This is a genomic window from Pseudomonas sp. 14P_8.1_Bac3 (assembly GCF_025466085.1).
Lineage (GTDB): Bacteria > Pseudomonadota > Gammaproteobacteria > Pseudomonadales > Pseudomonadaceae > Aquipseudomonas.
In genome coordinates this window covers 88,444-100,215 of record NZ_JANLOD010000004.1, presented here as the reverse complement: position 1 = coordinate 100,215, position 11,772 = coordinate 88,444, and the positions used below count along the sequence as shown (strand labels likewise).

At 59.9% G+C, this 11,772-nt stretch carries 10 protein-coding genes; 6 read left to right on the top strand and 4 right to left on the bottom strand.

Going from position 1 to position 11,772, the window contains the following annotated elements; all coding sequences use genetic code 11:
- Positions 1–68 precede the first annotated feature (68 nt).
- Positions 69–725, top strand: coding sequence for a thiopurine S-methyltransferase (locus tag NTD84_RS01145; RefSeq protein WP_262162896.1), 657 nt, complete (start codon positions 69–71; stop codon positions 723–725).
- A 101-nt stretch (positions 726–826) separates the two neighbouring features.
- Here the strand turns inward: NTD84_RS01145 and htpX are convergent, their stop codons facing one another.
- Both htpX and NTD84_RS01135 read right to left on the bottom strand, forming a co-directional pair.
- Positions 827–1,714 carry a protease HtpX gene (gene htpX / locus NTD84_RS01140; protein ID WP_262162894.1) on the bottom strand — a complete coding sequence of 296 codons (888 nt, stop codon included), beginning with the start codon at positions 1,712–1,714 and terminating at the stop codon, positions 827–829.
- A gap of 319 nt (positions 1,715–2,033) precedes the next feature.
- Positions 2,034–3,245, bottom strand: coding sequence for a pyridoxal phosphate-dependent aminotransferase (locus NTD84_RS01135; protein ID WP_034151309.1), 1,212 nt, complete (start codon positions 3,243–3,245; stop codon positions 2,034–2,036).
- Between the two features lie 226 nt (positions 3,246–3,471).
- Here NTD84_RS01135 and msrB point away from each other — a divergent pair, with 226 nt between their 5' ends.
- From msrB to NTD84_RS01120, 3 genes are all read left to right on the top strand, one after another.
- Entirely contained in the window at positions 3,472–3,867 is a 396-nt protein-coding gene (msrB, locus tag NTD84_RS01130; protein ID WP_262162891.1) for a peptide-methionine (R)-S-oxide reductase MsrB, read from the top strand.
- A gap of 160 nt (positions 3,868–4,027) precedes the next feature.
- The gene (locus tag NTD84_RS01125; RefSeq protein ID WP_047527203.1) at positions 4,028–4,513 is read left to right on the top strand and encodes a glutathione peroxidase; all 486 of its coding nucleotides are present in this window, start codon (positions 4,028–4,030) and stop codon (positions 4,511–4,513) included.
- Entirely contained in the window at positions 4,510–4,971 is a 462-nt protein-coding gene (locus NTD84_RS01120; protein ID WP_262162886.1) for a MarR family winged helix-turn-helix transcriptional regulator, read from the top strand. The genes NTD84_RS01125 and NTD84_RS01120 overlap by 4 nt, the downstream gene beginning before the upstream one ends.
- On the opposite strand, the gene NTD84_RS01115 is transcribed toward NTD84_RS01120, so the two are convergent.
- Positions 4,955–7,276, bottom strand: a complete 2,322-nt coding sequence (locus NTD84_RS01115) for a response regulator (protein ID WP_262162884.1) — start codon at positions 7,274–7,276, stop codon at positions 4,955–4,957. The two genes, NTD84_RS01120 and NTD84_RS01115, sit on opposite strands and share 17 nt — an antisense overlap.
- Positions 7,277–7,444: 168 nt before the next feature.
- Between NTD84_RS01115 and NTD84_RS01110 the strand changes: the two genes are divergently transcribed.
- On the top strand, positions 7,445–8,335 hold the full coding sequence (locus NTD84_RS01110) for an ATP-binding protein (protein ID WP_262162883.1): 891 nt from the start codon (positions 7,445–7,447) through the stop codon (positions 8,333–8,335).
- Entirely contained in the window at positions 8,332–8,814 is a 483-nt protein-coding gene (locus NTD84_RS01105; RefSeq protein WP_017337388.1) for a GAF domain-containing protein, read from the top strand. Before NTD84_RS01110 ends, NTD84_RS01105 begins: the two co-directional genes overlap by 4 nt.
- Here NTD84_RS01105 and NTD84_RS01100 read toward each other — a convergent pair whose 3' ends face one another.
- Positions 8,815–11,760 carry an HD domain-containing phosphohydrolase gene (locus tag NTD84_RS01100; protein WP_262162882.1) on the bottom strand — a complete coding sequence of 982 codons (2,946 nt, stop codon included), beginning with the start codon at positions 11,758–11,760 and terminating at the stop codon, positions 8,815–8,817.
- Positions 11,761–11,772 lie beyond the last annotated feature (12 nt).

Below are 11,772 nucleotides of genomic sequence, written 5' to 3'. Positions count from 1 at the left end.
CAGTCAGATCATTGATCTAAATCTAATATAAGTTTTAGCGTGTTTTGATCGAATTTTCGGAGATATTTATGCAGCCGGAGTTTTGGCACAAGCGGTGGCAGTCGAATCAGATCGGCTTCCATCTGCCTGAAGTGAACCCTTATCTGCAACGTTTCTGGCCGCAATTAGCGCTGGAAGAGGGCGCGCGCGTACTGGTGCCGTTGTGTGGGAAGAGTCTTGATTTGTTGTGGCTGGCGCACAAAGGCCACGAAGTTCTTGGGATCGAGCTGTCGGAGAAGGCCATTGAAGACTTCTTCGATGAGCATCAGTTTGACCCTGATGTCAGTGAGCAAGGGCCGTTCAAGGTCTACCGCGCCGGATCAATCGAGTTGTGGTGTGGTGATTTCTTCGAGTTGACTGCCGGCGATGTGGCCGATTGTGCGGGCCTGTACGACCGGGCTGCACTGATCGCGCTTCCGCCCGCCATGCGCGAACACTATGCCGCTCATCTGAACCGTATTCTGCCAAAGGAGGCGCTGGGGCTGTTGATCACCCTGGATTACGACCAAGCGCAAAAGGATGGACCGCCGTTTGCCGTGCTTGATGATGAGGTGCAGCGGTTGTTCGGGGCGGTATGGTCGTTGAAGGTTCTGGAAGACCAGGATGTGCTGGGTGAGAGCTGGAAGTTTATCGAGAGTGGAGTTACCCGGTTGGAAGAACGGGTTTATCGCGTTTCCAGTCGGTAGGTTTGGGTGGTTTTGCCAGCACCTTCGCGAGCAAGCCAACAATCAATCAGACAAAAAAAGGCCCGCATCACTGCGGGCCTTCTTTTTTAGTCCAGAGCCTCTCAGCCCCGACGACGCAATGCGTCGATACGCTCTTCCAGCGGCGGGTGGCTCATGAACATACGGGCGAACCCTTGTTTGATGCCACCGTTGATGCCAAACGCGTTCAAGGTGTCCGGCATGTGCACGGGTAACCCTTGTTCCGCACGCAGGCGTTGCAGGGCGCCGATCATGGCGCTGGTGCCGGCCAGGCGTGCACCGGCTTCGTCGGCGCGGAATTCGCGTTTACGCGAGAACCACATGACGATGGCACTGGCCAGAATGCCCAGGACCAGTTCGGCGAAGATGGTCGCCACGTAGTAGGCGATGCCCTGGCCTTCCTCGTTCTTGAAGATCACCTTGTCGACAAAATTGCCGATGATCCGCGCGAAGAACATGACGAAGGTGTTCACCACGCCCTGAATCAGCGCCAGGGTGACCATGTCGCCATTGGCAACGTGACCGATTTCGTGGGCCAGAACGGCTTTCACTTCATCCGGCGAGAAGCGTTCGAGCAAGCCCTGGCTGACCGCGACCAGTGCATCGTTCTTGTTCCAGCCGGTGGCGAAGGCGTTCGCCTCGTAGGCCGGGAAAATCCCGACTTCCGGCATCTTGATCCCGGCTTCGCGGGACAGTTGCTCGACCGTTTGCAGCAGCCATTGCTCGTGACGTGTGCGCGGCTGGGTGATGATCTGGGTGCTCGTGCTCATCTTCGCCATCCACTTGGAGATGAACAGCGAGAACAGCGAACCGGCAAAACCAAAGACCGCACAGAAAATCAGCAGCTGATTGAGGTTGAGGTCAACCCCGTTGGCCGCCATGAACCCGTTGAAGCCGAAAAGGCTCAGGGTGATGCTGGCAATCAGCACGACCGCCAGGTTAGTGGCCAAAAACAGCAGGATGCGCATCATGGTTGTAGAAATCTCCTTTTGCTAAAGATGTAGCGTACTGCGGGGTATATAAGGTGCTGCACCGGGCTATTCAACCGGGTGACTATTTCAAACTGTGTCCTACAGCCAGAGTCTAGCCGCTTGCAGGGCATTTCTGACGGCGACAGGGCGACATGTTTGTCAGGCCATTCGCGTTGCCGGCCCCGCCGCTGTTAGACGCGAGCCGATAACGTGTCTTCGGTCAGTGACAGAAACCGCAAAAGAGGGCAGGGCACAAAGATGTGTTGCTGAATTAATCCTCGTGCGACTTTGCGGAAAAAGTCGCACGCAGGCAGGCCGCTTACTGACGATAGGACTTGAGGAAGTTGCCGATGCGGCCGATGGCCATGTCCAGGTCATCGACGCGAGGCAGGGTCACCACGCGGAAGTGGTCTGGCCATGGCCAGTTGAAGGCCGTGCCTTGCACCACCAGCAGCTTTTCCGAGAGCAGCAGATCGAGCACGAATTTCTCGTCGTTATGGATCGGGCAGACTTTCGGGTCGATGCGCGGGAATGCATACAGCGCACCCATCGGCTTGACGCAGCTGACGCCGGGAATGTCGTTGAGCAGTTCCCAGGTGCGGTTGCGCTGCTCCAGCAGGCGACCTTGCGGCAGCACCAGGTCATTGATGCTCTGGTAGCCGCCGAGGGCGGTCTGGATCGCGTGCTGGCTCGGCACGTTGGCACACAGGCGCATGTTGGCCAGCATGTCGATGCCTTCGATGTAGCTTTGCGCGTGCTGTTTCGGACCGGAAATGGCGATCCAGCCGGAACGGAAACCGGCCACGCGATAGGACTTGGACAGGCCGTTGAAGGTCAGGCAAAGCAAGTCCGGCGCCAGCGAGGCGGTGCAAATGTGTACGGCATCGTCGTACAGAATCTTGTCGTAGATCTCGTCGGAAAAAACCACGAGGTTGTGCTGACGGGCCAGTTCCAGCATGCCCAGCAACACTTCTTTCGAATACACCGCACCCGTCGGGTTGTTCGGGTTGATGATCACCAGCGCTTTGGTGTTCGGGGTGATCTTGGCCTTGATGTCGGCCAGGTCCGGCCACCAGTTGGCCTGCTCGTCGCACAGGTAATGCACCGGATTGCCACCCGAGAGGCTCACCGCGGCGGTCCACAGTGGATAGTCGGGGGCCGGCACCAGCACTTCGTCGCCATTGTTGAGCAGGGCCTGCATCGACATCACGATCAGCTCGGAGACGCCGTTACCCAGGTAAATGTCTTCAATGCCGACGCCTTCTACCTGCTTTTGCTGGTAATACTGCATGACGGCTTTTCGCGCGCTGAACAAACCTTTGGAGTCGCTATAGCCTTGGGCCGTTGGCAGGTTGCGGATGACGTCCTGGAGGATTTCATCCGGCGCTTCGAAACCAAAGGGCGCCGGGTTGCCGATGTTCAGCTTGAGGATGCGATGGCCTTCCTCTTCCAGGCGTTTGGCGTGCTTGAGCACCGGGCCGCGAATGTCGTAGCAGACGTTGGCGAGCTTGTTCGATTTGCTGACCTGCATGGCGATGTGTTCCCGAAAATGAACGATCCAGGCGGCGATTGACCTACCGTACTGGGAATCCTGCGTATTCACACAGGCCTGACGCCTTGAGATGCGGCACCCATAAATCCGTTTGAATGCGCGTGGTCTGGCTGCCAGACTGGCGTTTGACGAGGCGCAATCATACGTGCCGCCCGATCCGTGGAAAAGGTACAGATCGGGCTTTTTCAGCTGCTGAGGTGTGATGATGGAAAAGTTGGAAAAAACCCTGGAAGAATGGCGCGCGATGCTCGATCCGGAGCAGTACAACGTTTGCCGCCTCAAGGGCACCGAACGGCCGTTTTCCGGTAAATACAACGACAGCAAGGTCGACGGTGCCTACCACTGCATCTGCTGCAACGAGCCGTTGTTTGACTCGAAGACCAAATTTGATTCCGGCTGCGGCTGGCCGAGCTTCTATGCCCCGATCGGCGAAAGCGCCATGGTCGAAATCCGTGACGTCAGCCACGGCATGATCCGGACGGAAGTGGTCTGCGCCAAGTGCGACGCGCACCTGGGCCACGTGTTCCCGGACGGTCCGCCGCCGACTGGCCTGCGCTATTGCATCAATTCGGTGTGCCTGGACCTGGTGCCGCGCGCGTAATGCGACCTCTGTAGGCGCACGGCTTGCCAGCGAAAGCGACCTCCAGGATGTTCTCGCCGGCAAGCCGTGCTCCTACGGAGGGGTGTCTTTCGCAATTTAAATTGCACGCAATTCAATTGCACTCTATTTTGTATAGCCACCCTCACGTTGAGATCGAACCATGAGCGATAACCTGCTGAGCATCCCTTGCACCACCATCAAGGGCGAGCAAAAGACCCTGGCTGATTTCGCCGGCAAAGCCGTGCTGGTGGTCAACACCGCCAGCAAGTGTGGTTTCACCCCGCAATACAAGGGCCTTGAAGAACTGTGGCAGACCTACAAGGACCAAGGCCTGGTGGTGCTCGGTTTTCCCTGCAACCAGTTCGGCAAACAAGAGCCGGGCAATGAAGGGGCGATTTCCGAGTTCTGCGAGCTGAACTATGGCGTCAGCTTCCCGCTGTTCAAGAAGATCGACGTCAATGGCGCCGGTGCCCATCCGTTGTTCGTGCAGTTGAAAAAGCGTGCACCGGGCGTGCTGGGTTCCCAGGGCATCAAGTGGAACTTCACCAAGTTCCTGATCGGCAAGGACGGCCAGTTGGTCAAGCGCTTCGCTCCTGCGACGAAACCGCAAGACCTGAGCCGCGAGATCGAAGCCCTGCTGAAATGAACACCTTGTCCGTCGATTCCCTGAAACTGGACAGCCAGCTGTGCTTCAAGCTGTACGCTGCATCGCGGGCGGTGATCCGCGCCTACAAGCCAATGCTCGACCAGCTCGGCCTGACGTACCCGCAATACCTGGCGATGCTGGTGTTGTGGGAATGGCAGGACGCGGCGCCGGAGCAACCGACGGTCAAGGCCTTGGGCGAGCGCCTGGCGCTGGACTCCGGCACCTTGACGCCGTTGCTGAAGCGACTGGAGCAATTGCAACTGGTGCAGCGTCAGCGTTCGGCGCGGGATGAGCGTGAAGTGCACCTGAGTCTGTCGCCCACCGGCAAGGCATTGCGCGACCAGGTCGGGCCGCTCAAGGCCCGGCTGTTGTGCGACAGCGGCGTCGATCTGAATCAGCTCAACGACCTGCGTGACGGCCTCGATCACCTGCTGGGACAAATCAAGGCACTGTCGTAGCCGGCATCCACACGTCCAGCAGCGCGGCCAGTTCTTCCCGTCGGAACGGTTTGGCCAGGTAATCGCTCATGCCCGCCGCACGGCAACGTTCGCGCTCTTCGGACATGGCGTTGGCGGTCAGTGCGACGATGGGCAATTGCGGCCAGCGCCCGCTGCGACGGATTTGCCGACTGGCTTCGTAGCCGTCCATCACCGGCATGTTGCAGTCCATCAGTACCAGGTCGAACTCACTGTGTTCCAATTGATCCAGCGCTTCGCCGCCGTGGGCCGCGACAATCACCTCGCAGCCGAGTTTTCCCAGCATGCCCTTGGCCACCAACTGATTCACCGGATTGTCCTCAACCAGCAGCACCCGCCCACGCCGCTGGGGTGAAAGGGCCTCGAGCCGGGCGTCGTTGAGGGTGTTGATTTCCGGTTGCAGGATTCGCCGCAAGGTTTGATACAGCGCATTTCGCGCCAGAGGGCGTGCCTGCTGTTGCAGTGGCGCCAGGGCGATGGCCTCTTCGCTGGGCATGAAACTGCCATAGGCGGTCACCAGTAGAATCGGCGCGCTGCAGTTGGGCCGCAGGCCGAACAGGCATTCGGGGCAATCGGTGATCACCATGTCAGGCTTCAGGCCGATCAGCGACTCATCGATCGAGCGCTGCTGATAATCCAGTCCCCAGCCCGGCAACAGACTCTTCAACAATTCAGCCAGGCCACTGCTGGCCGCGGTGATCGCGATGACCTTGCCGCACAACGTCGCCGGGAGCAGTGCGCGCGTGTGGCACGGCAGCGGCAGATCGGCGCGGAACTGACTGCCGAAACCTGCTTCCGAGCTGATGGTGAGGCGCCCCTGCATGGCTTCGCAGAGGTTGTAGGTCAGCGCCAGCCCCAGTCCGGTGCCGCCGAATTGCCGGGTAATGCCGGCGCCGGCCTGGGTAAAGGGCTGGAAAATCTTGACCTGGGCGTCCTGGGCTATACCGATGCCGGTGTCGCAGACTTCGATTCTGACGCCGTCCTGAAATGTCGACAGCCGCACATCGACCCGACCAAATCGAGTGAATTTGAGCGCGTTGGACAACAGGTTGCTGACGATCTGCCGCACGCGCGTCGGATCGCCGAGCACCAGGGCCGGAAAGGCCGGGTCGATCAGGCACGTCAGTTCGACGCTGGGGGCGGCGTTCTGTGACAGCAGGTTGGCGGTGTCCTCGACCAGTGAGCCGAGGTCGAACGGAATGTGTTCGAGTTCGAGCTGGCCGGCATCGAATTTCGACAGGTCGAGAATATCGTTGAGCAATTCCACCAGCACTTTGCCCGAGTCGTGGGCGATGGAGAGCTGTTGCTGTTGCTCGGCGTTGAGCGGGCCGTCGAGAGACAGCGCGATCATCCCCAGCAAGCCATTGAGCGGCGTGCGGATTTCGTGGCTCATGTTGGCGAGAAAGGCCGAGCGCGCTTCGGCCATGTCCAGGGCAGTGCTGCGCGCGACTTCCAGTTCCTGGTTGGACTGGCTGAGTCGGGTGTTGATTGCCTTGAGTTCGGCCGTGCGCGCCGAAACGATGTTTTCCAGTTGCCCGAGGTAATCGGTCAGGCGGTTTTCGGCGTTGCGCCGCTGCTGGATTTCGGTGGCGATGTTTTCGAACTGCTGGTTCGCCACCTTGACCAGCACCCCTATTTCATCGTTCTCATGGCCGGCCGGGTATTCCAGCCAGGTGGGTTCGACGCTGCGTGGATCTCGGCTGCTGAGTTCGCGAATGACGCGCACCAAGGGTTTGGTCAGCATCACGTAGAACAGCGCCAACAGGATGCCGGTCAGGATCAGGCTGCGGGCGAAGCCGTTGAGCAGGGTGACTTCGGCCCGTCTCAGGAAGCGGCTGCCGAAGGAGTAGGTGTCGACGTCCAGCCGCAAGGTGCCAAGGGATTCATTCGGCAGGTGATCCAGATACAAACGGTCTTCGAACGCCCGTTCGGCGCCGAACAGGAAGTCGCTGATGAACCGGTAGCCGCTCTGCATGCCGGGGCGCTTGACGCTGGCCAGCACCGAACCGTTGTTGTCGGTCAGTTGTGCGCCGATAATCGCCGGCGAGCGCAGCAGGCCGAGTGTCAGTTCCTGGGCGAGTTCGGCGTCGATGTTGTAGGCAATGCGGGAGGCAGGGTTATGGCTGATTTCCAGTAGAGACTGGATTTCCCGGTTGATGGAGGCGTCTTCGCTGGCATAATCGATGCCTATTTGCAGCAGGCTGAGCAGCGTGCCCAGAATAAAACCGACCAGCACGGTAAGCCGGGCTTGCTTGTAGGACAGCCGGTTGGTGAACTTGATATCCATGGGGTGTCGAACCACTTCCGTTTCCCTTCGCTGCTCAAGCATAGTCGATCATGGGTGGATACCGATGTTCTCGCCAGCCCTTGTGCAACAAGGGATGACCCAGGTACCGAACGCCCAGTTTCGTCGCTGTAGCGCCATCATTACTGTGAATGTGTCCGAGGAGAAGACGTGGATTCCCGATTGAATGCTTTTCTTGAGCGCGCCGATGCCGTTCTGGCCCGTATCGAACCGCTGCTGCCCGCACCTCGGCAGGCCATCGACTGGACGCAATGCCTGGCTGCCCGTTGGCAACGCGAAGGCCGCAGCGGGTTTCTGTTGCCGCTGGAAGTCAGCCTCGACATGCGCTTGTCCGACCTGATCGGCGTCGACCGGCAACTGGAGCAGTTGGGGCGCAATACCCAACAATTCATCGACGGCATGCCCGCCAACCATGCGTTGCTCTGGGGATCCCGCGGCACCGGTAAATCGTCGCTGGTGCGCGCCTTGCTGGCCGAGCATGCGAAAGCCGGCCTGCGGCTGATCGAGATCGAACGCGATCACCTGGCGGATTTGCCGCGGGTGGTCGAACAGATCGCCAAGCTGCCCCAGCGTTTCGTACTGTTCTGCGATGACCTGTCGTTCGAGTCAGGCGAAGGCGACTACCGTGTGCTCAAGAGCGTGCTGGATGGCTCCCTTGAGCAGGCGCCGGATAACGTTTTGCTGTACGCCACCTCCAACCGCCGCCATCTGGTGCCGGAGAAGGAAAGCGATAACGAAAACTGGAAACGGGTCGACGGCGAACTGCACCCCAGCGAGGCCGTGGAAGACAAGATCGCGCTGTCGGACCGTTTCGGCCTGTGGCTGTCGTTCTATCCGTTTACCCAGGAGCATTTCCTCAACGTGGTCGAGCACTGGGTCGGTCAGTTGGCCGACAAGGCCGGCCTCAAATGGCAGCGTGATGAAGAACTGGACATCCTCGCGGTGCGCTGGGCCACTGGCCGCGGTAATCGCAATGGGCGTTGCGCCTATCAATTTGCCCGCTATTGGGTTGGGCTGAAGCTGCTGGAGCACAAGGCATGATCGATTTACAACAGAGCGGCCAGGGCCTCGAAGGCTACGGCATGCTGCACGCGCAACTGGAATCGTTGCTGGCGGACGAGCGTGATTTCATCGCCAACGCTGCGCAGTTTTCGGCGTTTTTGTACAACCAGCTCGATGACCTGAATTGGGCCGGTTTCTACCTCAATCGCAACGAAGAGCTGGTATTGGGGCCGTTTCAGGGGCAGATCGCCTGCGTGCGCATCCCCTTCGGGCGTGGCGTGTGCGGAACGGCGGCGGCGACGTTGCAAACACAATTGGTTGAAGACGTACATGCTTTCCCTGGCCATATCGCCTGCGACAGCGCGTCGAACAGCGAGCTGGTCGTGCCACTGGTCAAGGACGGCCGTCTGATTGGCGTGCTGGACCTCGACAGCCCGAAACTCGCGCGGTTTACCGCTGATGATCAAGCGGGCATCGAAAAACTGGCGGCGATTTTCCTGCGCCTGACCGACTGCTGATCACGCCCGCAATCCTGCCTTAATCAGCAGGCCGGCGGGGTCCACCGCGTCGATCTGCTGCGGTTCGAGGAATCGATCGGCGTACTGCCGGTAGATTCCGGCGCTGATGAACAGGCCGAACAACTCCGGGTCAATGTGGGCGTCACGGCACATGGTGGCCATGATGCCCAGTGCTTCACTCAACGACTTGGCTTTCTTGTAGGGGCGGTCGGCGGCGGTCAGCGCTTCGAAAATGTCGGCAATCGCCATCATCCGGGCCGGCAGGCTCATCTCTTCGCGCTTCAGCTGTTTGGGGTAACCGGTGCCGTCCATTTTTTCGTGGTGGCCGCCGGCGATTTCCGCGACGTTTTTGAGGTGGCCGGGGAAGGGCAGATGACTGAGCATCAGGATCGTCTGCACCATGTGGTGGTTGATGATGTAACGCTCTTCGCGGGTCAGGGTGCCTCGGGTGATGCTCAGGTTGTAGAGCTCGCCACGGTTGTATTTGTAGCGGGGCACGTCGAGCTTGAAACCCCAGGGATTGTCCCCCGGCATCAGTTCGGCCTCGGCGTGTTCGAGCAAATGCTCGGGTTTATCCGCCAGCAATGCTTCGCTGACTGGAAGAGTCGGTGCCGGTGTTCGCGCCTGGCGTCGGTTCTCTTCCCAGGAAACCCCCAGGCGGTCGTCGAGGGTTCGGGTCCAGGTACGTTGCGCCAGGCTGCGCAGGCGCTGCAGATCCGCTTCCGCCATTGCTTCACCGCCCAGATTGCAGCGGGCAACAAACGCGAAATCATCGTCCAGCCCCGTCAGGCTGGCATTGCGCAGTTCCGCCAGATGTTGCTCGTCACCACCGAGGGCGACGGCCTGCCAATAACTGATCCAGGCATCGCGCTTGAGCACTTCGAAACGGGTACGGATTTCGTGAATGCGGTCGTTCAGTGTTTCCAGCTTGGTGGCTTTATCGACCACGTATTCCGGGGTGGTGACCTTGCCGCAGTCGTGCAGCCACGCCGCGATGTGTAGCGCTTCCCACTCGTCCTCGGTGGGCTGATAACTGCTGAAGGCGGGATCCTGACTCGCCGCCGCAGCCTGGGCGATCATCAGCGTCAGCGCCGGCACCCGCTGACAGTGGCCGCCGGTGTAGGGACTCTTGGCATCAATTGCACCGGCGAGCAACTGAATGAAGGCGTCCAGTAGCTGTTTCTGTTTGGCTTGCAGGCGCTGACTTTCAATGGTCACGGCGGCAGCGCCGGAGACGGCCTGAAGGAAGGCTATGCGGTCGGGTCGCAGCTTCTCCAGGTCACTCTGATCGCCGCTGTCCGCCAGCAGAAGGATCAGCAGGCCCACGGTTTCGTTGTGGCGATTGTGCAGACGGATACCAATCAGATGCACCCGCGGACATTCCATCGCCGACAGCACTTGCTGTAAGTCTCCCGCTTGTTCGAATCCAAGGCTGGTGACCACGTTGTCTTGATTCGACAGTTGCAGCAGCCATGCCGGGCTTTGTGGATCCTGAGGCTTGTGGCCGAGAACGTTGAAGGCCGGCAAAGCCTGGAGGCCGCCGTTGATGACCAGACCGTGGGGTTCCAGACGATCACCCTCGTTTTCCCGCAGGTAGAGCAGGCCGGCCTGGGCTTGGCCGATTTTAACGGTCTCCAGCAACACCCGCTCCAGCAGGGAAGGGAAGCGGGTCTCGGCGCTTAAGCTGTCGGTGATCTGGAAAAAACTCGCCAGGGTCTCTTTCATGCGGGTCATCGATACGCTCAGTTGATCGACCTCGAGCACCGGAGAGCGGCGGGACGCCGGTAAGTTGAAGTTGAAACTGCGAATGGCATCGGCTTCCTGCACCAGCGTGCGCAAGGGCTTGACCAGAATTCGCGAGGTCAACCAGCCCAGCGGAAGGCATAACAGCAATGTGGCCAACGTAATCAAAGCACCTTGCCAACGCATGCGATAGGCATCGGCGAGCAATTCATCTTCCGGCACCAGCAGCGCCAGTTGCAGTCCCTGAGGGCCACCCTCCGTCATATGGCTGCGGGCCACGATCCATTGGCGACCTGCGGCCTCCAGCCGATTGCCGGCGGGGGGATTGTTGAGCAGCGCGCCGAGGCCGGGGCTCAGGTCGGCCGCCTTGCTCAAGCGCACAGTCTGGTCGTCAACGATCAGCTTGCTGCTGTCGGGGTAGGCGATGGCATTGCCCTCGGCATCGAACAGCACGATGTCGGTACCGGGCGTGACGACATGTTTGGCCAGCGTCGCGGACAGTTCGGCCAGGGTCAGGTCGGCCCCCATGACGGCGTGTGCATCGCTGCGGCGAGCCAGCGTGGTGCCGACATTATGCGTGGAGAAAAACAGGTAGGGCTCGGTGGTGATCTGATCGCTGTCGCGGCGCGCACTGGAGAACCAGGCGCGTGTCCGCGGATCGTAGGCGTCGTTCGGGTTGTCCTGACGGCTGATGAGGTTCAGGTCCTGATCGAAAAATAGTGACTGCGAGTGCATCTGGTCACTGCCGTCTCGCTCAATGCTCCACACCTGATAAGCCGCGGCCTCCGGTGCTTTGAGCTGGGTCTTCAGGGCGGGGGTCCGCAAGGGGCGGACCATGAAGAAATCACCGCCGTCGTAACCCACGTACAACGAAGCGAGGTCGGGATTATCCTTGAGCGACTGGCTGAAGGGTTTGAGTAACGTCAGGCGTTGTTCCAGGGTGGCCGCCTGCGCCGCCGGGTTGGACACCAGCAGGCTCAGCAGATGACGGATGGGCTCATAAGTGGCCTGCAGGTCCAGCCGGACGTCCTGCTCGATTCGCGCGAAGAGCTTTTCACTGCTGGAAAGAATGATTTGTGTGGTTTGCCGATAGTTGAAAATGCCCAGGACCACGCCGGTCAGCAGCAACAGCAGGGTGAACATCACGCTGATATGCACGTGCAGGGGAAACCGCCGTTGATCCGGGCGCAGTGGGCTATGCATAGCTGGGTCTCC

Excerpts from the sequence above, each read along its gene's own strand:
- msrB (WP_262162891.1), top strand. The coding sequence starts at position 3,472 with ATGGAAAAGTTGGAAAAAACCCTGGAAGAATGGCGCGCGATGCTCGAT.
- htpX (WP_262162894.1), bottom strand. The coding sequence starts at position 1,714 with ATGATGCGCATCCTGCTGTTTTTGGCCACTAACCTGGCGGTCGTGCTG.
- NTD84_RS01120 (WP_262162886.1), top strand. The coding sequence starts at position 4,510 with ATGAACACCTTGTCCGTCGATTCCCTGAAACTGGACAGCCAGCTGTGC.
- NTD84_RS01100 (WP_262162882.1), bottom strand. The coding sequence starts at position 11,760 with ATGCATAGCCCACTGCGCCCGGATCAACGGCGGTTTCCCCTGCACGTG.
- NTD84_RS01105 (WP_017337388.1), top strand. The coding sequence starts at position 8,332 with ATGATCGATTTACAACAGAGCGGCCAGGGCCTCGAAGGCTACGGCATG.
- NTD84_RS01135 (WP_034151309.1), bottom strand. The coding sequence starts at position 3,245 with ATGCAGGTCAGCAAATCGAACAAGCTCGCCAACGTCTGCTACGACATT.
- NTD84_RS01145 (WP_262162896.1), top strand. The coding sequence starts at position 69 with ATGCAGCCGGAGTTTTGGCACAAGCGGTGGCAGTCGAATCAGATCGGC.
- NTD84_RS01125 (WP_047527203.1), top strand. The coding sequence starts at position 4,028 with ATGAGCGATAACCTGCTGAGCATCCCTTGCACCACCATCAAGGGCGAG.
- NTD84_RS01115 (WP_262162884.1), bottom strand. The coding sequence starts at position 7,276 with ATGGATATCAAGTTCACCAACCGGCTGTCCTACAAGCAAGCCCGGCTT.